Raw genomic sequence first — 23,320 nt, 5'->3', positions numbered from 1 at the left:
CACAGCCGCGAAGCATGCGATCTCCCTGCGGGTCGGCGCACCCCCGAAGCTTTCGGCGGTAAGCCCGTCACCCCTGCCTAGGCCCACGCCGCACCGCAGTCTTCACTGGTCGCCGCAGACGGCGAAACCCCGCTCACCGCTCCATCTGGTGGGTCGGGAGACCGACCGGCTGCTGTGTTACAGACTCCCGCGAAGCGTCATGCGAGGCGGGTGTACCGAGGCCGCCCGGCCACCTGTTGTCGATTCCGGGCAGTCCCGGCCTATCGAGGGAAGGAATCCATTGAGCGACACCACCGACGTGACGTCGGATGTTTCCAACGTCGCTGGCGATGCCACCACCGCTGCCCCCGCCCGCCGTCGGCGCAGCGGCACCGGTCTGTCGGCGATGCTGCTGCCGGAGCTGCAGAGCCTGGCCGCGTCGCTCGGCATCTCGGGGACGGCTCGCATGCGTAAGGGCGAGCTGATCAGCGCGATCACCGAGCGGCAGGGCGGCGCTGCCGGAGCCCCTCGACCACGGGCCGAGGTCGCGGCGGCCGCCGCACCGGTCCGCGAGGAGGTGCACGCGGAGGTACGAGACACGGCTGAGCGGCCGGAGGCCGAGCGCCGTGGTGCCGAACAGCCGGCCGCAAGCGTCGAGAGCGAAGGGCGCGGCCGTACCCGGCGTAGCCGGACCGCCGTGGCGGAACCGCGTGCCGAGGAGACCGCCGCCGAGGGCGAGCGGTCCGAGGGCCGGTCCGGCCGTGACCGTGGCGCCGACCGTGCTGAACGCGCCGACCGTGCTGAACGCGCCGACCGTGCTGAACGCGCCGACCGCGCTGAACGCGCCGACCGTGCTGAACGCGCCGATCGGGGCGAGCGGGCTGAGCGCGGCGACCGCCCCGACCGGGCTGAGCGCGCCGATCGCGGCGACCGTGCCGATCGTGCCGATCGCGGTGAGCGTGCCGACCGCGGCGACCGCGGCGACCGCGCAGAGCGTGCCGATCGGGGCGACCGTGCCGCTGAGCGCGGCGATCGGGGTGACCGTGCCGAGCGCGGCGACCGTGGTGACCGTGGTGACCGTGGACAGCGCGCCGAGCGGGACAACGACGGTGACGACGACGGCGAGAGCGGCGGTCGGCGCAGCCGGCGCAGTCGCTTCCGGGATCGTCGGCGGGGCCGCGGTGACCGCAACGATTCCGGCGGCGACGGTGGCCGTGAGCCGCAGGTCGGCGAGGACGACGTGCTCGTGCCGGTGGCCGGCATCGTGGACGTGCTCGACAACTACGCGTTCGTCCGGACCACCGGCTACCTGGCCGGCCCCAACGACGTCTACGTGTCGATGTCCCAGATCAAGAAGTACGGCCTGCGACGCGGTGACGCGATCACCGGCGCGGTCCGGGCGGCGCGCGACGGCGAGCAGCGACGCGACAAGTACAACCCGCTGGTCCGGCTGGACACCATCAACGGGATGGAGCCGGACGAGGCCAAGCGCCGGCCGGAGTTCTACAAGCTCACTCCGCTGTACCCGCAGGAGCGGCTGCGGCTGGAGACCGAGCCGCACATCCTCACCACCCGGGTCATCGATCTGGTCATGCCGATCGGCAAGGGGCAGCGGGCGCTGATCGTCTCGCCGCCGAAGGCCGGTAAGACCATGGTGCTCCAGGCGATCGCCAACGCCATCACGCACAACAACCCGGAGTGCCACCTGATGGTGGTGCTGGTGGACGAGCGGCCCGAAGAGGTCACCGACATGCAGCGGTCGGTCAAGGGCGAGGTCATCGCGGCCACGTTCGACCGCCCGCCGCAGGACCACACCACCGTCGCCGAGCTGGCGATCGAGCGGGCCAAGCGCCTGGTCGAGCTGGGTCACGACGTGGTCGTGCTGCTCGACTCGGTGACCCGGCTCGGCCGGTCGTACAATCTGGCGGCACCGGCCAGCGGCCGGATCATGTCGGGTGGTATCGACTCCACCGCGTTGTACCCGCCGAAGCGGTTCCTCGGCGCGGCGCGCAACATCGAGAACGGCGGCTCGTTGACCATCCTCGCCACCGCCCTGGTGGAGACCGGTTCCATGGCGGACACGGTCATCTTCGAGGAGTTCAAGGGCACCGGTAACGCGGAGCTGAAGCTGGACCGGAAGATCGCCGACAAGCGGACCTTCCCGGCCATCGACATCCACCCGTCCGGTACGCGTAAGGAGGAGATCCTGCTCGCGCCGGAGGAGCTGGCCATCGTGCACAAGCTCCGCAAGGTGCTGCACTCGCTGGACTCGCAGGCGGCGCTGGATCTCCTGCTGGACCGGCTGAAGCAGTCCCGTACCAACATCGAGTTCCTGATGCAGATCGCCAAGTCGACGCCGGGGGAGTAACTCCACCGACGAAGATCGACGAAGGGGCGTGGCCGGCCGGCTACGCCCCTTCGCGTACCCGGATCGGCCGGAGCACGGCGTGGGACGGCCGAGGAATGCTTCACGGGGGCGGTGGGAATGCGTACGCGAGGCCCGATGTTGCTACCGGCGACCAACTGGTGCGGCCCGATTCCCGGGCCCACCGAAGCCCATGGCAGACTGGTCAATCGGCCACCGGTTCCGGTTCACGCCCCCCACGGCAGGCAGCGGCAGGCCAGGGGCGACCCGGCGACCACAGACGAGAGGACCGAGGCGACATGAAGCCCAACATCCACCCGGAGTACGTGACCACCGAGGTCAGCTGCTCCTGCGGTAACACCTTCACCACCCGCAGCACCGCCAAGGGCGGCTCGATCCACGTCGAGACGTGCAGCGCCTGCCACCCGTTCTACACGGGCAAGCAGCGGGTGCTGGACACCGCTGGTCGGGTCGCGAAGTTCCAGCAGAAGTACGCCAAGGTTCAGGGCAAGAAGGCCAAGTAGCTCCTCGTCTGACGCCCGCGTCCGGTTCACCGCCGGGCGCGGGCGTCGGCCGTCTGTGTCCCGGTTTCCGCCGCGAAGCGACCGGCGGAGCACCGCGCGGGGTTTCCGACAGTCAGCAAGGAGCCATCCCCAGCATGAGCAGTGAACGCCTCACCGGCCTCCTCGACGAGTACGCCGAGTTGGAGAAGCGGCTGGCCGACCCCGCGATCCACGCCGACCAGGGCACCGCCCGTCGGGTCGGCCGTCGCTACGCCGAGCTGGTGCCGCTGCACCGGGCCGCCGCCGAGTTGGAGCAGGCCCGGGCGGATCTCGCCGCGGCGCGGGAACTGGCCGCCGAGGACACCTCCTTCGCGACCGAGGCCGAGACGATCGCGGCGACGCTGCCGGCGCTTGAGGATCGCCTCGCCGAGCTGCTCATCCCGCGCGACCCGCACGACGCCAAGGACGTCATCGTCGAGATCAAGGCGGGCGAGGGCGGTGAGGAGTCCGCGCTGTTCGCCGGTGACCTGCTACGCATGTACACCCGGTACGCGGAGCGGCGCGGCTGGGTCACCGAGGTGATCGACGCGCAGGACTCCGACCTCGGCGGGGTGAAGGACGTCTCGCTGGCGATCAAGACGAAAGGTGTGCCCGAGGGCGGCAACGGCGTCTGGTCCCGGTTGAAGTGGGAAGGCGGCGTGCACCGGGTGCAGCGGGTCCCGGTCACCGAGTCGCAGGGGCGCATCCACACCAGCGCGGCCGGCGTACTGGTGCTGCCGGAGGCCGAGGAGGTCGATGTCACCATCGACCCGAACGAGTTGCGCATCGACGTGTTCCGCTCGTCCGGTCCCGGCGGCCAGTCGGTGAACACCACCGACTCGGCGGTGCGGATCACCCATCTGCCCACCGGCATCGTGGTCTCCTGCCAGAACGAGAAGTCCCAGCTGCAGAACCGGGAGCAGGCGATGCGGATCCTGCGCGCCCGGCTGCTGGCCGCCGCGCAGGAGCAGGCCGACGCCGCCGCATCGGACGCCCGCAAGGCCCAGGTGCGTACGGTGGACCGTTCGGAGCGGATCCGCACGTACAACTTCCCGCAGAACCGGATCACCGACCATCGGATCGGCTTCACCGCGTACAACCTCGATCTGGTGCTCGCCGGGGAGCTGGACGGCGTGCTCGACGCGCTCAGCGAGGCGGACCGGGCCGCGCGCCTGGCGGGCGACGCGGAGCTGACCCGCCGCTGAGTCTCAGGCGCTGCGCGGCCGAGCCTTGGCCCGCAGCATCTCCCGGTCGGCGGCCTCGAAGGCCGCGCCGAGCGCGTCCCGCTGGCCGGGGCCCCCGGCGCCCACCTCGGCGAAGCCGATGCTGACGCCGACCGGGGTGCCGGGCACCAGTGACTCCCAGTCCTCGGTGCGCACGGCGGCGTCGATCCGCCGGGCCACCTCGGCCGCCTCGGTCATCCCCGCTTCCGGCAGCACCACCACGAACTCGTCGCCGCCGTAGCGGGCGACGAAGTCGCCCCGACGCATCACCCGGTTGATGACTCCGGCGACGCGTTGCAGGACCAGATCCCCCGAGTGGTGCCCGTGCCGCGTGTTGACCGCCTTGAACCCGTCCAGGTCGCAGACGCCGATCACCACCCGTTCACCCCGGGCCACCACGGCCGCGATGTAGCGCTCCAGCCGGCGTCGGTTGGGCAGCCCGGTCAGCGGGTCGGTAAGCGCCTCCCCCTCGAACCGCGCCGCCTCCCGGCGCATCTCTTCATGATCGATCCGGGCGGCGATGCCGTCGATGTAGACGTCGCGGAGCCGGTCGTGGCGCTGCGCGGCGAGTCGGAACGCCAGCCGGTCGGCCCGGTGCGCGGCGGCGTGGTCGCCGGCCCGCCCCAGCGCCATGCTGCGCAGTCGGGCCGGCTCGGCCGCGCCGAGCGTCTCGGCGGACACCTGGACCGTGTCCAGCCGGGTGACCGCCTCGATCGGACGCCCGCTGGCGATGGCGAGGCAGACCTGGCCGAGCTGGCGCATGTCGCGCGCCCGGGCACTGTCCGCGCCGTGGTCGAGCAGCCGGGCCGGGGCCAGGCCCGGGGCAAGGTCGAGGTCGTCGCCGAGGGCGCACCGGCGGGCGGCGGCGTAACCGTAGGCGGCCAGGCTGCTGGGACGCAGCCGGTCTGCCCGCCCGGCGGTCACGAACCGGCCCAGGTCGCCGCCGACATCCCGCAGTACGCGCAGACAGCCGTCGCTGTCACCGGTGTGGTCGAGGGCGACCGCGTTGCGCAGTCGGATGCCCGGTGCGGCGAACGTCTCCTCCGGGATCCCGGCGGCGGTGCCGAGTTGCCGGGCGCGTTCGATCGCGCCCAGGGCGTAACCGTGAAAGCTGAGGTACGAGTAGGCCATCGCCAGGTCGTGCCAACCCCAGGCGGTGTCCCGGTCCGGATCCTCCACCGCCCCGAGCGCCCGAGCGGCCTTGACCAGATGCGTCACGCAGCGGTCCAGCGCGCCCTGATGGTGGGCGGCCAACGCGGCCAGGGCGTTGAGGTGCCCGTGCAGATAGGGCTCGGCGAGGTCGCGTACCGCCGCGGACGCCTCCTCGATGGCGCGGGTGTACTCGGCGGTGCGCCCGAGATTGATCAGCGCCGAGAGCCGCTGCACGAGCGCGTCGGCCCGGGCGTGCGGGTCGCGGGTGGCACGCAGCACCCCATCCAGGAGTCCGTACGCCTCGGTGGAACGGCTCACCTCCTGCAACGCCCGCGCCTTCGTCAGGGCGTCAACCTGGTCTTCGACCCGGTCGAGCCAGCCCACCCGCGACCTCCTGTCGGTGTGCCGCTGCACCCGCTTATGCACGTGCACGGCGACGCTTCATGATTATTGCGTGACCACCGCACCGCAACACCCGTCCGAAGGGACGAGACGTAACCGTCCGGCTCCCGTACTTGCCGAAGCGGCTCGTACCCTCGCCGCCGCCGGCGTGACCTCGGCCCGCGCGGAGGCCGAGCTGCTGGCCGCGTACGTGCTTGAGGTCCCGCGCGGGCGGTTGGCCCTGGCGGACGGGTTCACCGACGAGCAACTTGACGGCTACCGAGCGCTGGTGGCCCGACGGTCACGACGGGAACCGTTGCAGTATCTCACCGGCACCGCCGGCTTCCGGCACCTGGAGCTGGCCGTCGGGCCGGGCGTCTTCGTGCCGCGCCCGGAGACCGAACTGCTCGCCGGCTGGGGCGTCGACCAGGCCCGAACGATCGCGCGGGCCGGTGGGCTGCCGGAGCCGCTGGTGGTGGACCTGTGCAGCGGGTCGGGAGCGATCGCCCTGTCGGTGGCGTCCGAGGTGCCGCAAACCCGGGTGGTGGCGGTGGAACGCTCGCCGGAGGCGCTGTCCTGGCTGCGGCGCAACGCGGCGGCCCGGGCCGCCGCCGGTGACCGGCCGATCGAGGTGGTGGCGGCGGACGCCACCGATCCGGCCCTGCTCGACGAGTTGGCGGGCCGGGTGGACGTGCTGCTGTGCAACCCGCCGTACGTCCCGCTCGCGGTTGCGGTACCCCCGGAGGTGGCCGACCACGACCCGGCGGAGGCCGTGTTCGGTGGGGCGGACGGGCTGGACGTCATCCGCCGGGTGATCCACCGTGCGGGTTTCCTGCTGCGTACCGGCGGTGTCCTCGGCATCGAACACGACGACAGTCACGGCGCGGTGTTGCCGGGTCTGCTCGCCGCCGACGGGCGGTACGCCACGATCGTCGACCATCGCGACCTCGCCGACCGGCCGCGTTTCGTCACGGCGTCCCGCCTCGCGGACCGCCCGCCACCCGGTGCGGCCGCGACGTGGCAGACTGGCTCCTCGTGATGCTCTACGACTGCCGATCGCTCGCCGACCGGGACCGCGGCATCGCTGCGGCCATCGAGGCGGTCCGCAACGGCGAGCTTGTCGTCCTGCCGACCGACACGGTCTACGGGATCGGCGCCGACGCGTTCACCCCCTATGCGGTCAAGGCGCTGCTGGACGCCAAGGGTGTCCCGCACACCCCGCCACCGGTGCTGATCGGTTCCCGGCACACCCTCGACGGCCTGGCCTACACCCTGCCGACGGCGGCGCGGGACCTGGTCGAGGCGTTCTGGCCGGGTGCGCTGACCATCCTGGTCAAGCACTCGGCGAGCCTGCGGTGGGATCTCGGCGACGACAGCGGCACGGTGGCGGTGCGCATGCCGCTGCACCCGGTGGCGCTGGAGGTGCTGCGTGAGACGGGGCCGATGGCGGTCGCGTCGGCCAACAAGATCGGCCAACCGGCCGCGCTCACCGCCGACCAGGCGCGTGACCAGCTCGCCTACTCCGTCCGGGCCTACCTGGAGGCCGGGCCGGCGGTGGATCCGGTGCCCAGCACGATCGTGGATCTGACCGGCGACGAGCCGCTGCTCGTCCGGGAGGGCGCGATCGACCTGGCCCGGCTGCGTGAGGTGGTACCGGAACTGCGTGAGAGTCAGGTGGCGTAGGTGCCTCCCTTCACCGTCCTGCACGTCTGCATGGGCAACATCTGCCGCTCGCCGATGGCCGAGCGGCTGCTCACCCTCGCGGTGGCTGACCGGCTGGCCCGACGCGAGGTCGACCCGGACCGGGTCGAGGAGCTGCTGCACAGCCACAGCGCGGGCACCGGTGGTTGGCACGCCGGTGAGGAGATGAACCCGCCGGCCGCCCGTCAGGTCACCAACCGGGGCGGCAACGTCACCGGGTTCGCCGCTCGCAAGCTGCGCTCCGACCACATCGACGCCGCCGACCTGGTCCTGACCGCCACCGCCGACCAGCAGGAGTACGTGACGGCGCTGCGGCCCGACGCCGCCGCCCGCACGTTCGTGCTCGGCGAGTTCGGTCGGCTGCTGGCCGCCCTCGATCCAGCGGCGTTGCCGGCGGCCGAGGCCACCGCCGACGCGGTCCACGCCCGTGGCGTGGCGCTGGTCGAGGCGGCACACGACGCCCGTCAGGGCACCACCGCGTTGCCCACCGACGACCTCGACGACCCGTGGGGGCGCGGTGACCAGTGCTTCACCCGGGTGGCCGACGAGATCGAGGAGACCGTGCAGCCGCTCGCCGCGCTGCTGCTCCCCTGATCGGCGAATTTCATCCGGGTTTGAGGAAAGGCGCGGCAGAAAGGGCGATTAGCGCCATCCTGAGGGAGTCCTGACGGCTCCTGCGGGGAGAGCTGATGACCCGGGCGTTCCTGCCGAAGATGTTCACCGTACTGCTGGCCGGCACGCTGGCCGGCCTGGCGCTGGCGGTGGCGGCGTTGCCGGCCGCGCTGGTGTTCGGCATCGGGTTCTCGGCGCTCTCCGCGCCGTACGCGGAGCTGCCCAACACGTTGCGGACGCCGCCGACGGCCCAACGTTCCAACCTCTACGCCAACGACGGCACCACGCTGATCACCTCCTTCTACCAGGAGGACCGGGTCGATGTGCCGCTGGACGAGGTGGCGCCGGTGATGCGGCAGGCCATCATCGCCGCCGAGGACGCCCGCTTCCACGAGCACAGCGGCGTGGACCTGCGGGGCATCGTGCGGGCCTTCACCGCCAACCGGCGCGACGGCGCCACCCGGCAGGGCGCCTCCACGCTGACCATGCAGTACGTCCGCAACGTGCTGAGCACCGACCCTCGGCTCAGCGAGGCGCAACGGGCAGCGGCCACCGAGGTGAGCACCGCCCGCAAGGTCCAGGAGATCCGGTACGCCCTGGCGTTGGAGCGGGAGCTGACCAAGGAGCAGATCCTGACCCGCTACCTCAACATCGCGTACTTCGGTGCCGGCGCGTACGGGATCGCCGCCGCCAGCAAACGGTACTTCTCCACCTCGCCGGCGAAGCTCACGCTGGCCCAGGCGGCGTTGCTGGCCGGGCTGGTCCGCTCTCCGGACAGCGACGACCCGATCAACGGGGACGCCGACAGCGCGACCGCCCGGCGCGGCTACGTGCTGGACCGGATGGTCGAGTCGGGGGTGACCGCGCCGGAGGAGGCGGCCCGGATCGCCGCCCAGCCGTTGAACCTGCGGCCCAGCGAGACTCCGAACGACTGCACGGCGGTGCCCGAGGGGCACAACGACTGGGGCTTCTTCTGCGACTGGTTCACCCGCTGGTGGAACAGCCAGAAGGCGTTCGGCGCCAGCGTCGACGAGCGGCAGCGCACCCTGCGCCGGGGTGGGTTCAGCATCGTCTCCTCGCTCGACCCCGGGGTCCAGCGGGCCACCACCGAACAGGTGTGGCGGGTCTACCCGGCCGAGCACCCACACGCCATGCCGACCGCAGTGGTCCAACCCGGCACCGGGCGGGTGCTCGCCATGTCGGTCAACCGGGTCTACAGCGTGACCGCGAACCCGGGCGGACAGCAGAACCACCCCAACACCGTCAACCAACTCGTCGCCGGCGGCGGCACCATCGTCGGTTACCAGGCCGGTTCCACGTTCAAGCTCTTCACCATGTTGGCCGCCCTGGAGGCCGGACTACCCCTGAACACGGTCTTCGACGCGCCCCGGCGGATCGTGACCGACTTCCGGGTCAGCGGCAGCGAGGCGAACTGCGGCGGGTACTGGTGCCCGGAGAACGCCAGCGCCTCGGTGAGCGGCCGGCACGACATGTGGACCGCCTTCGGCGACTCGGTCAACACGTACTTCGCCTGGCTCACCGAGCGGGTCGGTGCGGACCGGGTGGTGGAGATGGCCGAACGGCTCGGCATCGTGTTCCGGGCCGACGACGACGCCCAACTGGCCCGGCACGGGGCACGTGAGTGGGGGCCGTTCACCCTGGGTGTCTCCGCCACCACCCCGCTCGACCTGGCCGGTGCGTACGCGACGCTGGGCGCGGAGGGCGTCTGGTGCGCACCCACGCCGGTCAGCTCGATCACCGACGCGGACGGTCGCCGGGTGATCGCCGGGCAGCCCGACTGCCGGCAGGTACTCGACGTCGACGTGGCCCGGGCGGCGGCGGACGCGGCCCGCTGCCCGGTCGGCGACCAGTCCATGTACCACGGCTGCGCCGGTGGCACGGCGACCCGGCTGCGCGGTCAGCTCGGCCGGCCGGTGGTGGGTAAGACGGGCAGCTCCGAGCGGTACGCCACGGAGACGATCGTGGCGCTCACCCCGCAGTTGGCGGTGGCGGCGATGGCCGCCAACCCCGACGAGCCCGGCGACGCCGTCGGCCGTGCGGTGCAGACCGCCATGGTGGAGGCGGTCGGTGAGATCCTCTCCTACGCCCTGCGCGACGAGCCGGTCCGCGACTTCGTGCCGCCGAGCGACATGACCGCCTGGCGGGTCACCGGGCAACGCACCGGCAACTGACCGCCTCAGCCGGCGGCCGGTCCGTGGGCCGGGGTGGTTGCCGCCAACCGCTCGGCCCCCTCGGCGATGTTGCGGGCCATCCCGCCGAAGACCACCGCGTGGAACGGGGTCACCGCGATCCAGTACGCGTGCCCGACCAGCCCTCGGGGCAGGAACACCGCCCGCTGCCGGTAGTTGACCTGACCAGTGTCGTCCCGTTGCACCCGCATCTCCAGCCAGGCCCGGCCGGGCAGCCGCATCTCGGCGCGCAGCCGCAGCAGCTCGCCGGGGACGATCTCCTCCACCCGCCAGAAGTCCAGTGCCTCGCCGACCTGCAACCGGTGCGGGTTACGCCGGCCCCGCCGCAGCCCCACCCCGCCGACCAGCCGGTCCAACCAGCCGCGCACCGACCAGGCGAGCGGGAACGAGTACCAGCCGTTCTCTCCGCCGACCCCCTCGATCACCTGCCACAGCGCCTCCGGCGGTGCCGCCACCGTCTGCTCCCGCAGGTCGGTGTAGGCGGTGCCGCCGCTCCAGCGCGGGTCGCTGGGCAACGGCTCGGCGGGTGCGTCCGCACCGGCGGCGTTCGACCAGCGGGTCTCCACCTGGGCGTCGCGTACCTTGGCGAGCGCCAGCTCGACGGCCCGGTCGAAACCGGTGAGTCCGCCCGCCGGGTCCGGCAGGTACGTCGCGATGTCGTGCTCGTGCGCGACCGCCTCGTGTACCAGGCTCTCCACCAGCGGCCGGGCGAGCGCGTTCGGCACCGGGGTGACCAGTCCCACCCAGTACGACGACAGCGTCGGCGTCAGCGGCCGTACCGGCAGCAGGAGCCGGCGGGAGAGCCCGGCGACCCGGGCGTAGCGCTGCATCATGTCGCCGAAGGTCAGCACGTCCGGACCGGCGATGTCGAAGGCCCGGTCGACCTCCGGCGGCAGTCCGGCGCTGCCGACCAGGTAGTACAGCACGTCGCGGACCGCGATCGGCTGGATCCGGTTGCTGACCCAGCGCGGGGTGACCATCACCGGCAGCCGCTCGGTCAGGTAGCGCAGCATCTCGAACGACGCCGAGCCGGAGCCGAGGATCACCGCCGCCCGCAGCACCACCGTGGGCACGCCGCTGTCCAGCAGGATCCGCGCCACCTCGGCGCGGGAACGCAGGTGCGCCGAGGCGGCGTCGTCGGGGGCCGGCTCCGGTCCGCCCAGGTAGACGATCCGGCGTACGCCCGCGGCGCGGGCCGCCTCGGCGAAGGTCGTCGCCGCCTGCCGGTCGGCGGCCTCGAAGCCGGCCTGACCGAGCGAGTGCACCAGGTAGTACGCCACGTCGACGCCGTCGAAGACCCCGGCGAGGCTTTCCGGCCGGCTCAGGTCACCCTCGACCACCTCGACCTGCGAGGCCCACGGCACGTCACGCAGCCGATTGGCCCGCCGCGCCAGGCAGCGCACCGCGTATCCCTCGTCCAGCAGGCGCGGTGCCAGGCGCCCGCCGATGTATCCGGTCGCTCCGGTCACCAGGCATCTCACGCCTCCAGTCTGCGGTCTCATAGACTCTGGCGCTGTGGAGACCGCCGAGGGCACCTTCTGGGGGCCGGACTTCGAGCAGCTCAGCACGGCCGACCCGGAGATCGCGGAGGTGGTGCTGGGCGAGCTGGACCGGCTGCGTGGCGGGCTGCAACTGATCGCCAGCGAGAACCTCACCTCGCCCGCGGTGCTGGCCGCGCTGGGCTCCACGCTCACCAACAAGTACGCCGAGGGCTATCCGGGCCGGCGCTACTACGGCGGCTGCGCTCAGGTGGACCGGGCCGAGGAACTCGGCATCGCCCGGGCGAAGGACCTCTTCGGCGCCGAGCACGCCAACCTCCAGCCGTACTCCGGCGCGAGCGCCAACCTGGCCGCGTACGCCGCCCTGGTGCAGCCGGGTGACACCGTGCTGGCGATGGAGCTGCCGCACGGCGGGCACCTGACCCACGGCAGCCGGGTGAACTTCTCCGGCCGGTGGTTCAAGCCCGTCGGCTACACCGTCCAACGGGACACCGAGCTGATCGACTACGACGAGGTCAGGGATCTCGCCCGTACCCACCAACCCAAGATGATCATATGTGGGGCGACCGCCTACCCACGGCTGATCGACTTCGCCCGGTTCCGGGAGATCGCCGACGAGGTCGGCGCGTACCTGATGGTGGACGCCGCGCACTTCATCGGGCTGGTCGCCGGGCAGGCGATCCCGTCGCCGGTGCCGTACGCCGACGTGATCTGCGCGACCACCCACAAGGTGCTGCGCGGCCCGCGCGGCGGCATGATCCTCTGCCGGGAGTCGCTGGCCGAGCGGATCGACAAGGCGGTCTTCCCGTTCACTCAGGGCGGTCCGCTGATGCATGCCGTGGCCGCCAAGGCGGTCGCGCTCCACGAGGCCGCGCAACCGGCGTACCGCAGCTACGCCGCGCAGGTGGTGGCCAATGCGCGGGCGCTGGCCGACGGGTTGGCGGCCGAGGGGATGCGGCCGGTCTCCGGCGGCACCGACACCCACCTGGCCCTGATCGACCTGCGGGAGACGCGGGTCACCGGGGCCGAGGCGGAGGCGCGGTGCGACGCCGCGACCATCACGTTGAACAAGAACGCGATCCCGTACGACCCGCAGAAGCCGATGGTCGCCTCGGGGATCCGGGTGGGCACGGCCAGCGTCACCACCCAGGGCATGGGGGAGGCGCAGATGCGTGAGGTCGCCGGGTTGATCGCCCGAGCGGTGCGGACCGACCCGTCCGCCCCGGGTGGCGCCGACGAACTGACCCGGATCGCCGCCGACGTGGCCGAACTGGCCGCCGAGTTCCCGGCGTACCCCCGATGAGCGCGCCCACGGACGGACCCGGCGTACCCCCGGCGACCGCGCCCCGGGCCGGCGAACCCGGCGCCATCCGGGCCCGACTGCCGTACCTGCGCCTGCCACTGCTCGCCTGCGCGGTGCTGGCCGTGGTCGCGGTGCCGGCCGCCGCCGTGCTGCGCGGCCCGACCGGTGCGGCGGGGGTGGCCGCCGGCATCGCCCTGGTGATCGTCAGCTACCTGATCTCAGGGCTCTCGGTGGCCTGGGCGGACGCGGTCCACCCGCGACTGATCATGTCGGTGGGGCTGGTCACCTACGCCACGAAGATCGTCATCCTGGGGGTGGCGATGGCTGCCGTGGCGGCCACCGGCTGGCCCGGACTGGCCGACATGGGCGTGGCCATCATCGCCGCCGTGGTGGTGTGGACCGGCGCCCACCTGACCTGGGCGTTGCGCTCCCCGCTGCCCAGCGTGGACCGTCCGTCGGATCACTGACCGTACGGCTGGCGTTTCCCCGGCGTTTCGTCGGCCTGTCCGGCCGGCCGGACAGGAGTAGGCTGACTCCGGCTTGACGCGCCGCACCCGCCGCCCGCACGCTGCTCGCAGTGTGGGGGGTGCCGCACACTCGCGAAACACCCGGCTGATAGTGTTCGCCTCGTCATGGCCGACAACCCACACCGCAGAAGCCCCGACGAACACTCGTCGGAAGGTGTCGCCGGAGCCGTCCTCGGCTACCTGCTCGCCGGCATCGTGGTGTGGGGATTCCTCGGCTGGTTGGCGGGGGAGTTCCTGGGCCTGCCGACCGGCGTCGGAATCGCGGTGGGCATGATGCTCGGCGCAGCCGGAGCGATCTACCTGATCATGAAGAGGCTCAGTGCCTGAGTGCCGGCACGCGCGGGTCTGTCGAGTGCGGAGGATGACACGGTGAGCGGACAGCTTGTCGCCGCAGAGGGCCTTCCCTGGCCCCCCAGCGTCGGAGACTTCTACCCGCCGGATCTCGCCGGCCCGTGGGTCACGAAGTTCACGCTGATGATCTGGCTGGCCGTCGGGCTCCTGATCATTTTCTTCATGGTCACCTACCGGAACCCGAAGCTCGTGCCGAGCAAGGGCCAGTGGTACGCGGAGTCGATCTACGGCCTGGTCCGGGACAACATCGCCCGCGAGCAGATGGGCAAGGACGGCATCCGGTTCGCGCCGTACTTCACCGTGCTGTTCTGCTTCATCGCGGTGACCAACCTCTTCGGCGTCACCCCCGGGTTGCAGATCTCCCCGAACTCGCACATCGCCTTCCCGATCGTGCTAGCCGCGATCACCTACGTGATGTACCTCTACATCGGTGTCCGCAAGCAGGGTCTGGGCCGCTACCTCAAGCAGAGCCTGATCATCCCGGGCGTGCCGTGGCCGATGCACGTCCTGCTGATCCCGATCGAGTTCCTGCAGAACTTCATCAACCGACCCGTCACGCTGGCGGTACGACTCTTCGCCAACATGTTCGCCGGGCACCTGATCCTGCTGGTGTTCACCGTCGGCGGCTTCGTGATGCTCGCCTCGGACAACATCTTCGTCCAGGTGACGTCGGTCTTCTCGTTCCTGATGGCGATCCTGATGGCCTTCTTCGAGGTGCTCGTCGCGCTGTTGCAGGCCTACGTCTTCGTCACCCTGACCGCCAACTACATCGGCACGTCGCTCGCCGACGGGCACTGATCCACAGACCTCGGCGGGCCGCCCGGCCCGACCAAGCTTCCGGTACGACCGCGTACGCGTGAGAACTCACGCGTCTACTAGGAGGAATACCCGCAATGGACGTTATTGCCGCCATCGAGGGCAGCGTCAACACCATCGGTTACGGTCTCGCCGCCATCGGCCCCGGCATCGGTGTCGCCCTGGTCTTCGCGGCCTACATCCAGGCCAGCGCCCGCCAGCCGGAGTCCGCCGGCTACAACCGCACCTGGCTGGTCCTGGGCTTCGCGCTGGTCGAGGCGCTCGCCCTGTTCGGCCTGGTGCTCGCGTTCGCAGTCTGACGTAGCCCGACGCGACCCGGAGGTCTGACATGTATGTCGCCGCTGAAGGTGTGGAGCACCACCCGCTCGTGCCGATCTGGCAGGAGCTCGTCGTCGGGACGATCGCCTTCGCTCTGCTCTGCTTCGTGCTGATGAAGTTCGTGATGCCGCGCATGGAGGCGATGTACCAGGCGCGGGTCGACGCGATCGAGGGCGGCCTCAAGCGTGCCGAGGCTGCTCAGGCCGAGGCCAACCAACTGCTTGAGCAGTACCGGGCCCAGCTCGCCGAGGTGCGTACCGAGGCGGCCCGGATCCGGGACGACGCCCGCGCCGACGCCGAGTCGATCCGGACGGAGATCCTGGCCAAGGCCCGGGAGGAGTCCGACCGGATCATCGCCGCCGGCCGGGAGTCGCTGGCCGTGGAACGCCAGACCATCGTGCGCGAGCTGCGCGCGGAGGTTGGCGGCCTCGCGGTCGACCTGGCCAGCCGGATCGTGGGCGAGTCGCTCGCCGACGAGGCCCGACGCAAGGGCACCGTCGAGCGCTTCCTCACCGACCTCGAGAGCGCGGGGGCCCGCTGATGCAGGCCGCCAGCCGGGAGTCCTACGCCGCCGCGCTCGCGCGGCTGGAGGAGTACGTCGCCGGCGCCGAGCCGTCGACCGTGGCCGGCACCGGTGCGGAGCTGCTCGCCGTCGCGGACCTGCTGCGGCGGGAGGTCCGGCTGCGCCGGGCGCTCTCCGACCCGGCCCGCGCCGGTGCGGACCGCACCGGCCTGGTGAACTCGGTGCTCTCCGGCAAGGTCGGCGCGGACACGCTCGACCTGCTCGGGACCCTGGTCGCCGGCCGCTGGTCCGCGCCGTCGGAACTGCTCGACGGCGCGGAGAGCCTCGGTGTGCAGGCGTTGCTCGCCAGCGCGGACCGCGCCGACGAGCTGGGCGAGGTGGAGGACGAGCTGTTCCGCTTCGGCCAGGTGGTCGCCGCGGATCCGCAGCTTTCCAACGCCCTGTCCGACCCGATGGCGCCGGTGGCGCAGCGGGCCGAACTGGTCGGGATGCTCCTGACGGGCAAGGCCCGGCCGGTGACGGTGCGGTTGGCGGAGGCGGCGCTGGCCGGCTTCGGTGGCCGGTCGTTCACCGCCGCGTTGTCCCGGCTGGTGGAGTTGGCGGCGGAGCGGCGGGACCGGCAGGTCGCGTACGTGACGGTCGCCGCTCCGCTCACCGAGGAGGAGGAGCGACGCCTGGGCGATCGGCTTTCCGCCATATACGATCGACAGGTTGCTGTCAAGCTTACGGTTGACCCGACGATCCTCGGTGGAGTGAGCGTACGGGTGGGTTCGGACCTCTACGACGGGACGATCCTGCGCCGCCTCAACGAGACCCGCAACGCGCTCGCGAAGCGCTGACCAGCACCCCGCGAAGCGCCCGGAAAGACAGTCGACCCGAGGACCGGTCGGTACTAGGTATCCCGGGCCCCTGATACTTAAGGAAGCAGAGGATGGCCGAGCTGACCATCTCGACGGAGGAGATTCGCGGCGCCCTGGAGCGCTACGTCTCCTCCTACTCGCCCGACGTCTCCCGTGAGGAGGTCGGCACCGTCGCCGACACCGGCGACGGCATCGCCCACGTCGAGGGCCTGCCCTCGACCATGACCAACGAGCTGCTGGAGTTCGAGGACGGCACGCTCGGCGTGGCGCTCAACCTCGACGTCCGGGAGATCGGTGTCGTCGTTCTCGGCGACTACTCCGGGCTCGAAGAGGGGCAGCGCGTCAAGCGCACCGGCCGGGTGCTCTCGGTGCCGGTGGGCGACGGCTTCCTTGGCCGCGTGGTGAACTCGCTCGGCCAGCCGATCGACGGCCTCGGCGAGATCGCCGACGAGGGCTACCGTGAGCTGGAGCTGCAGGCCCCCAACGTGATGGCCCGGCAGTCCGTCTTCGAGCCGCTGCAGACCGGCATCAAGGCGATCGACGCGATGACCCCGATCGGTCGGGGCCAGCGGCAGCTGATCATCGGTGACCGGAAGACCGGCAAGACCACTGTCGCCCTGGACGCCATCCTCAACCAGCGGGAGAACTGGGCCTCCGGCGACCCGAAGAAGCAGGTCCGCTGCATCTACGTCGCCATCGGCCAGAAGGCCTCCACCATCGCCTCGATCAAGGGGCAGCTGGAGGAGGCGGGCGCGATGGAGTACACCACCATCGTCGCCTCCCCGGCCTCGGACCCGGCCGGCTTCAAGTACCTCGCCCCGTACACCGGCTCGTCCATCGGACAGCACTGGATGTACGGCGGCAAGCACGTCCTGATCGTCTTCGACGACCTGAGCAAGCAGGCCGAGGCGTACCGGGCCGTGTCGCTGCTGCTGCGCCGCCCGCCGGGCCGCGAGGCCTACCCGGGTGACGTCTTCTACCTGCACTCCCGGCTGCTGGAGCGCTGCGCGAAGCTCTCCGACGAGATGGGTGGCGGCTCGATGACCGGCCTGCCGATCATCGAGACCAAGGCCAACGACATCTCGGCCTTCATCCCGACCAACGTCATCTCGATCACCGACGGTCAGATCTTCCTGGAGACCGACCTGTTCAACCAGGGCGTCCGGCCGGCGATCAACGTCGGTACCTCGGTCTCCCGGGTCGGCGGCGCCGCCCAGGTGAAGCCGATGCGCAAGGTGGCCGGCTCGCTGCGGCTCAACCTGGCCCAGTTCCGTGAGCTGGAGGCGTTCGCCGCCTTCGCCTCCGACCTGGACAAGGCCTCCCGCGCCCAGCTGGACCGTGGTGCCCGCCTGGTGGAGCTGCTCAAGCAGCCGAACTACTCGCCGTACCCGGTGCAGGACGAGGTCGTCTCGGTCTGGGCTGGCACCGAGGGCAAGCTGGACGACGTCCCGGTCGGCGACGTGCGGCGCTTCGAGACCCAGTTCCTGGAGCACCTGCGGCGCAAGCACAACGCCACGCTCCAGGCGATCGCCGACAACAAGTGGGACGACGAGATCATCGCCACCCTCGATTCGGCCGTCGCGGAGTTCAAGCAGGGCTTCCTCGGCCGCGAGGACGAGCGCACGATCAACGAGGCGCCGGCGGCGCCGCTGGAGGGCGAGGCCGAGCACGAGACGGTCACCCGCTACAGCGGCGAGGCTCCGGCCGAGAAGCAGTAGGGCCGGGCCATGGCGGCGCAGGTACGTGTTCTTCGTCAACGGATCCGCTCGGCGAAGGGGATGAAGAAGATCACCAAGGCGATGGAGCTCGTGGCGACGAGCCGGATCGCCAAGGCCCAGGCCCGGGTGGAGGCGTCCCTGCCGTACGCCCAGGCCGTCACCGGCGTGCTCACCGCGCTGGCGTCCAACGCCTCGGTCGACCACCCGCTGCTCACCCCGCGCGAGCGGGTGCGGCGGGCGGGCGTGCTGCTGGTGACCGCCGACCGGGGCCTGGCCGGCGGTTACAGCTCCAACGCCATCCGGACGGCGGAGTCGTTGATCGCCCGGCTCAAGGCCGACGGCAAGGAGCCGGTGCTCTACGTCATCGGACGCAAGGGCGTGTCGTTCTACCGGTTCCGCAACCGGCCGATCGAGGCCAGCTGGACGGGCTTCTCGGAGCAGCCGTCCTTCGCCGACGCCCGCGAGGTCGGTGAGACCCTGATCAAGGCGTTCACCGCCGGTGCGGACGACAGCGACGGTGATCCGGGCCCGGACGGGGTACGCGGCGTGGACGAGTTGCACATCGTCTACACCGAGTTCAAGTCCCTGATGACCCAGAACCCCACCACCCGCATCATCGGGCCGTTGCAGATCGAGGAACGGCCCCGGTCGGAGGGCGTCCTGCCGGCGTACGAGTTCGAGCCGGACGCGGAGGCGCTGCTCGACGCGCTGCTGCCGAAGTACATCAACACGCGGATCTACGCGGCGTTGCTGGAGTCGGCGGCCAGTGAGTCGGCGGCCCGGCGGCGGGCGATGAAGAGCGCCACCGACAACGCCGAAGAGATGATCGACAAGTACACGCGTGAGATGAACTCGGCCCGCCAGGCCGGGATCACCCAGGAGATCAGTGAGATCGTCGGCGGCGCGAACGCGCTGGCCGCGTCGGGAAGTGAAGTGTGATGACTGCCCCAGTAGAGACCAAGACGGCCACGGGTCGCGTGGTCCGGGTCATCGGCCCGGTCGTCGACGCCGAGTTCCCGCGTGACGCCATGCCGGACCTGTTCAACGCGCTGCACGTGGACGTGACCCTGTCCGGCGGCGAGAAGACGCTGACCCTGGAGGTCGCCCAGCACCTGGGCGACAACCTGGTCCGCGCCATCTCGATGCAGCCGACCGACGGCCTGGTGCGCGGTGCCGACGTGCGGGACACCGGCTTCCCGATCCGGGTGCCGGTCGGCGACGCGGTCAAGGGCCACGTCTTCAACGCCATCGGCGAGTGCCTCAACCTCACCGAGGGCGAGACCATCCAGGCCGATGACCACTGGGGCATCCACCGCAAGGCCCCGGCCTTCGCGGACCTGGAGCCGAAGACCGAGATGCTGGAGACCGGCATCAAGGTCATCGACCTGCTCGCCCCGTACGTCAAGGGCGGCAAGATCGGCCTGTTCGGCGGTGCCGGGGTGGGCAAGACGGTGCTCATCCAGGAGATGATCACCCGAGTGGCCCGCAACTTCGGTGGTACCTCGGTCTTCGCCGGCGTGGGTGAGCGCACCCGTGAGGGCAACGACCTGATCCACGAGATGACCGACTCCGGCGTCATCGACAAGACCGCTCTGGTCTACGGCCAGATGGACGAGCCGCCGGGCACCCGGCTGCGGGTCGCGCTCTCCGCGCTGACCATGGCGGAGTACTTCCGTGACGTGAAGAAGCAGGAGGTGCTGCTCTTCATCGACAACATCTTCCGCTTCACCCAGGCCGGTTCCGAGGTCTCCACCCTGCTGGGCCGGATGCCCAGCGCGGTGGGTTACCAGCCGACCCTGGCCGACGAGATGGGTGAGCTCCAGGAGCGGATCACCTCCGTCCGGGGCCAGGCCATCACCTCGATGCAGGCGATCTACGTGCCGGCGGACGACTACACCGACCCGGCCCCGGCCACCACGTTCGCCCACCTGGACGCGACCACCAACCTGGAGCGGTCCATCTCCGACAAGGGCATCTACCCGGCGGTGGACCCGCTGGCCTCCTCGTCGCGGATCCTGGCCCCCGAGTTCGTCGGCCAGGAGCACTTCCAGGTGGCCAGCGAGGTGAAGCGGATCCTCCAGCGCTACAAGGACCTGCAGGACATCATCGCCATCCTCGGTATCGAGGAACTCTCCGAGGAAGACAAGATCACGGTCCAGCGGGCCCGGCGGATCGAGCGCTTCCTGTCGCAGAACACCTACGCGGCGGAGCAGTTCACCGGTGTGCCGGGCTCGACGGTCCCGATCAAGGAGACCATCGAGGCCTTCCGCAAGATCAGCGAGGGCGAGTACGACCACTTCCCCGAGCAGGCATTCTTCATGTGCGGTGGGCTTGACGACCTGGAGAAGAAGGCCGCCGAGCTGATGAAGGGCTGACCCTTCGCGCCGCACACCTCGAAAGACACGAAAAAAGAAGGCCGTCCCGGTAACCCCGGGGCGGCCTTCTGTTCATCTTCGCGACGTACCATCGCCGCTGCCCGGTTTCCCGTGCTCGGCGATCACGCCGAGTGCGAGATACCGTCAGTGCGATGTCCAGGAAGGCAACCCGCGCCGTGTCGAGACACAGCCCGGTGCATGTCGTGGGACACCGCACAGCCACGCTCATGCGCCGATGAGCGTTGATTGGTTAAACCATTCGGCCCCGCGCGCCCGTACTTCCCCCGGGGGGCGCGACGAACGGAGATGCTTGTGGGTAAGGCCGGCAGACGCGGCAAGCGTGGTGGGCGCTCGTCGGTGTGGCGGGGCGTGCCCCGTTGGGCGCAGCTCTGCACCATCTTCGGCGTTGTCCTGATGGTGCTCAGCGGGACCAGTCTGGTGGGCGCGGAGGCGCTGATTGCCCGCTACGAGGGCGCAGTCGGCAAGGCGGACCTCTTCGGCGACCAGGCGGCCGGCGCCACTCCCAAGAGCGACATCAAGGGCCCGCTCAACATCCTGCTGGTCGGCATCGACCCCCGCGACAAGGACACTCCGCCGCTGTCCGACGCGATCATGGTGCTGCACGTGCCCAAGGAGATGGACCGTGCGTACCTCTTCTCCCTGCCGCGTGACCTCTACGTGGAGATCCCGCCGTTCGAGAAGGCCGACTTCCCCGGCGACACCACCAAGCTGAACGCGGCGATGTCGTACGGCAGCCGGGTGCCCGGCGGGAAGCCGGACGCGGCGAAGGGCTTCGAACTGCTCGCCATCACCGTGCAGCGGGTCACCGGCATCAAGCGGTTCGACGCGGGCGCGATCATCAACTTCTCCGGCTTCCAGAAGATCGTCGACGCCATGGGCGGCGTCACGATGAAGATCGAGCGGGAGGTCCGTTCGGAGCACCGGGAGCCGAACGGCAAGCACCGCCAGGGCAACCCCAACGGCGAGGGGTACGTCGGGCCGCAGGCCGTCTACCCGAAGGGCAAGCAGCACCTGAGCGGCTGGCAGGCGCTGGACTACGTCCGCCAGCGGTACCCGGAGAACGGTGTCCCCGACGGCGACTACGGCCGGCAGCGGCACCAGCAGCAGTTCGTCAAGGCGATGGCCGGTCAGGCCCTCAGCGCCGACGTGGTGACCAACCCGGTCAAGCTGGACAAGGTGCTCCGTGCGGCCGGCGAGTCGCTGATCTTCAGCGGCCGGGGGCACAGCGTGGTCGACTTCGCCGTCGCCCTCAAGGACATCCGTCCCGGCAACATCCAGATGATCAAGCTGCCGGGTGGCGGAATCAAGGAGAACGGCAAGTACCTCGGTGAACAGTTCGCACCCGAGGTGGACGACTTCTTCGTGGCTTTGGAGCGGGAACTGTTGGACCCGTTCCTGCTCGAACATCCGAAGCTGGTGAACAGGAGCTGATCGTGGCGCGGGTCTTGGCACCCGCCTGAAGAACTGGTCCCGGGCGCGACTAGAATTTCCCCAATCCGCCGCCTCAGCAAGGAGACAGCGTGGCAGAGCAGCTTAACGTCCAGCTCGTGGCCGTCGAGGAGAAGGTCTGGTCGGGCAAGGCCGAGATGGTCATGGCCCGGACGACCGAAGGTGAGCTGGGTGTGCTGCCGGGGCACGCGCCCCTGCTCGGCCAGCTCGCCGAGCCCGGCCAGGTACGCATCAAGCTCCCCGGGGGTGAGCAGCTCAGCTACGACGTGGCCGGCGGCTTCCTCTCGGTCAGCGAGCAGGGCGTGACCGTACTGGCCGAGACCGCCACTCCGGCCTCCGCAGCTTCCGGCAACTGAGCCGACCCGCCGATGGAGATCGTCGAAGGGGTCGGAATCGGCGTCGCTGTGCTCCTCGGCGCGTTCTTGTTTCTCTTCATCCGGCGGGCTCTGGTCACCCGTAGCGGAGGCATCATCCGGCTCAGTGTCCGGACCTCCACCATGCTCGACGGCCGCGGTTGGTCGCCCGGTTTCGGTCGCTTCGTCGGCGATGAGCTTCGGTGGTACCGGATGTTCAGTTTCGCCGTACGCCCCAAGCGGGTGCTGTCCCGTGAAGGGTTGGCGGTCGAACGACGGCGACTGCCCGAAGGGCAGGAACGAATGTCCATGCCCGCCGACTGGATCATCCTCCGCTGTACCAGTCGACACGCTCCGGTCGAGATCGCCATGGCACGATCCACCGTCACCGGATTTCTCTCCTGGCTCGAGGCCGCCCCTCCGGGGGCGGTCTCGCCACGTATGGCCTCCCAGGACTGGCCAGCCGCCTGACCCACCCTTCCCCACCCACCCCCTGGTCCCACCCTCCATGCTTCCCGTTGATCATGAGGTTAGCGGCATATTTGATCTCCAACACTGCCGCTAACCTCATGATCGACCTTCGGGTTTGGGCTTGGGGGGCGGGAGCCGGGGGCGTGGGCGGGGCGTGTGGGTGTGTCAGCGTGTGGGTGGTTTCGGGGCGGGTGTCGGGGTCCGGTCTGGGGTTGAGGGCGGAATGGCTTGGGGGTGGGGGGCGTTGTAAACGGGTGAACGGCCGTGGAAGACAGCGCCCGCCACGGCGGGTGCGGGCCGCCGGGAATGATGGCGGGTCGGTGGTCGTTGGACATGGTCCCGGCGATGCGAAGCGGCCCTTCGGGCCCCGCGTCCTGGAGATCTTTCCCCCTCTTTGAGCGCCTTTCTGTTGGTGCTTGCGTGCGCGTGTCTGCTGTCCCCCGGCGGGTGTGCGTGCGTCGACCCCCGAATGGAGCTTTGGTCATGAACACGATGCTGCGGAAGAGCGTGCTGGGTATTGCGGGTCTGGCCTTCACCGGTGGTCTGTTCGCCGGTCCGGTGGCCGCTCACG

At 70.6% G+C, this 23,320-nt stretch carries 22 protein-coding genes; 20 read left to right on the top strand and 2 right to left on the bottom strand.

The genetic code is table 11. The features are described 5' to 3' along the window. Positions 1–280: 280 nt before the first annotated feature. The 3 genes from rho (at position 281) to prfA (ending at position 4,091) form a co-directional block, all read left to right on the top strand. The gene (rho, locus tag KBX50_RS30620; protein WP_210941338.1) at positions 281–2,347 is read left to right on the top strand and encodes a transcription termination factor Rho; all 2,067 of its coding nucleotides are present in this window, start codon (positions 281–283) and stop codon (positions 2,345–2,347) included. 296 nt (positions 2,348–2,643) lie between these two features. Further along, positions 2,644–2,868: a 50S ribosomal protein L31 gene (gene rpmE, locus KBX50_RS30615; RefSeq protein WP_093405395.1), complete on the top strand. Its 225-nt coding sequence runs from the start codon at positions 2,644–2,646 to the stop codon at positions 2,866–2,868. Between the two features lie 134 nt (positions 2,869–3,002). Next, positions 3,003–4,091 (top strand): peptide chain release factor 1, encoded by a 1,089-nt coding sequence (gene prfA / locus KBX50_RS30610; protein WP_210941337.1) that lies wholly within the window; start codon positions 3,003–3,005, stop codon positions 4,089–4,091. Positions 4,092–4,094: 3 nt separating this feature from the next. Here the strand turns inward: prfA and KBX50_RS30605 are convergent, their stop codons facing one another. Beyond that, the gene (locus tag KBX50_RS30605) at positions 4,095–5,645 is read right to left on the bottom strand and encodes a diguanylate cyclase (protein ID WP_210941336.1); all 1,551 of its coding nucleotides are present in this window, start codon (positions 5,643–5,645) and stop codon (positions 4,095–4,097) included. A 70-nt stretch (positions 5,646–5,715) separates the two neighbouring features. Here KBX50_RS30605 and prmC point away from each other — a divergent pair, with 70 nt between their 5' ends. From prmC to KBX50_RS30585, 4 genes are all read left to right on the top strand, one after another. After that, positions 5,716–6,681 carry a peptide chain release factor N(5)-glutamine methyltransferase gene (gene prmC, locus KBX50_RS30600; protein WP_210941335.1) on the top strand — a complete coding sequence of 322 codons (966 nt, stop codon included), beginning with the start codon at positions 5,716–5,718 and terminating at the stop codon, positions 6,679–6,681. Further along, positions 6,681–7,325 (top strand): L-threonylcarbamoyladenylate synthase, encoded by a 645-nt coding sequence (locus KBX50_RS30595; protein ID WP_210941343.1) that lies wholly within the window; start codon positions 6,681–6,683, stop codon positions 7,323–7,325. The genes prmC and KBX50_RS30595 overlap by 1 nt, the downstream gene beginning before the upstream one ends. Further along, on the top strand, positions 7,326–7,937 hold the full coding sequence (locus KBX50_RS30590) for a phosphotyrosine protein phosphatase (RefSeq protein WP_210941334.1): 612 nt from the start codon (positions 7,326–7,328) through the stop codon (positions 7,935–7,937). 95 nt (positions 7,938–8,032) lie between these two features. Then, the gene (locus tag KBX50_RS30585; RefSeq protein WP_210941333.1) at positions 8,033–10,147 is read left to right on the top strand and encodes a transglycosylase domain-containing protein; all 2,115 of its coding nucleotides are present in this window, start codon (positions 8,033–8,035) and stop codon (positions 10,145–10,147) included. Positions 10,148–10,152: 5 nt separating this feature from the next. Here KBX50_RS30585 and KBX50_RS30580 read toward each other — a convergent pair whose 3' ends face one another. Continuing rightward, on the bottom strand, positions 10,153–11,646 hold the full coding sequence (locus tag KBX50_RS30580) for an SDR family oxidoreductase (RefSeq protein ID WP_210941332.1): 1,494 nt from the start codon (positions 11,644–11,646) through the stop codon (positions 10,153–10,155). 34 nt (positions 11,647–11,680) lie between these two features. On the opposite strand from KBX50_RS30580, the gene glyA reads away from it, so the two are divergent. The 13 genes from glyA (at position 11,681) to KBX50_RS30515 (ending at position 22,749) form a co-directional block, all read left to right on the top strand. Next, positions 11,681–12,967: a serine hydroxymethyltransferase gene (glyA, locus tag KBX50_RS30575; protein ID WP_210941331.1), complete on the top strand. Its 1,287-nt coding sequence runs from the start codon at positions 11,681–11,683 to the stop codon at positions 12,965–12,967. Then, on the top strand, positions 12,964–13,434 hold the full coding sequence (locus KBX50_RS30570) for a hypothetical protein (RefSeq protein WP_210941330.1): 471 nt from the start codon (positions 12,964–12,966) through the stop codon (positions 13,432–13,434). The genes glyA and KBX50_RS30570 overlap by 4 nt, the downstream gene beginning before the upstream one ends. A 165-nt stretch (positions 13,435–13,599) precedes the next feature. Further along, a complete protein-coding gene (locus KBX50_RS30565; protein WP_093405421.1) occupies positions 13,600–13,821 on the top strand; it encodes a hypothetical protein in 222 nt (73 codons plus the stop codon). Then, positions 13,822–14,643 (top strand): F0F1 ATP synthase subunit A, encoded by an 822-nt coding sequence (gene atpB / locus KBX50_RS30560; RefSeq protein ID WP_210941329.1) that lies wholly within the window; start codon positions 13,822–13,824, stop codon positions 14,641–14,643. 95 nt (positions 14,644–14,738) lie between these two features. Next, positions 14,739–14,960, top strand: a complete 222-nt coding sequence (gene atpE, locus KBX50_RS30555) for an ATP synthase F0 subunit C (RefSeq protein WP_013735640.1) — start codon at positions 14,739–14,741, stop codon at positions 14,958–14,960. A gap of 29 nt (positions 14,961–14,989) precedes the next feature. Then, positions 14,990–15,520, top strand: a complete 531-nt coding sequence (locus KBX50_RS30550; protein ID WP_210941328.1) for a F0F1 ATP synthase subunit B — start codon at positions 14,990–14,992, stop codon at positions 15,518–15,520. Beyond that, positions 15,520–16,341, top strand: coding sequence for a F0F1 ATP synthase subunit delta (locus tag KBX50_RS30545; protein WP_210941327.1), 822 nt, complete (start codon positions 15,520–15,522; stop codon positions 16,339–16,341). Before KBX50_RS30550 ends, KBX50_RS30545 begins: the two co-directional genes overlap by 1 nt. Positions 16,342–16,433: 92 nt before the next feature. Further along, positions 16,434–18,080 (top strand): F0F1 ATP synthase subunit alpha, encoded by a 1,647-nt coding sequence (atpA, locus tag KBX50_RS30540; RefSeq protein ID WP_210941326.1) that lies wholly within the window; start codon positions 16,434–16,436, stop codon positions 18,078–18,080. 9 nt (positions 18,081–18,089) lie between these two features. Continuing rightward, positions 18,090–19,019: a F0F1 ATP synthase subunit gamma gene (locus KBX50_RS30535; RefSeq protein WP_210941325.1), complete on the top strand. Its 930-nt coding sequence runs from the start codon at positions 18,090–18,092 to the stop codon at positions 19,017–19,019. After that, positions 19,019–20,455: a F0F1 ATP synthase subunit beta gene (gene atpD / locus KBX50_RS30530; protein ID WP_210941324.1), complete on the top strand. Its 1,437-nt coding sequence runs from the start codon at positions 19,019–19,021 to the stop codon at positions 20,453–20,455. Before KBX50_RS30535 ends, atpD begins: the two co-directional genes overlap by 1 nt. Positions 20,456–20,761: 306 nt before the next feature. Beyond that, the gene (locus KBX50_RS30525; RefSeq protein WP_210941323.1) at positions 20,762–21,907 is read left to right on the top strand and encodes an LCP family protein; all 1,146 of its coding nucleotides are present in this window, start codon (positions 20,762–20,764) and stop codon (positions 21,905–21,907) included. An 89-nt stretch (positions 21,908–21,996) separates the two neighbouring features. Next, a complete protein-coding gene (locus tag KBX50_RS30520; RefSeq protein WP_093405444.1) occupies positions 21,997–22,281 on the top strand; it encodes a F0F1 ATP synthase subunit epsilon in 285 nt (94 codons plus the stop codon). Positions 22,282–22,293: 12 nt separating this feature from the next. Further along, the gene (locus KBX50_RS30515; RefSeq protein WP_093405446.1) at positions 22,294–22,749 is read left to right on the top strand and encodes a DUF2550 domain-containing protein; all 456 of its coding nucleotides are present in this window, start codon (positions 22,294–22,296) and stop codon (positions 22,747–22,749) included. The last annotated feature ends 571 nt before the right edge of the window (positions 22,750–23,320 follow it).

Source organism: Micromonospora sp. C51 (genome assembly GCF_018070435.1).
GTDB lineage: Bacteria > Actinomycetota > Actinomycetes > Mycobacteriales > Micromonosporaceae > Micromonospora > Micromonospora sediminimaris.
This window is presented reverse-complemented; position numbering and strand designations above follow the sequence as displayed.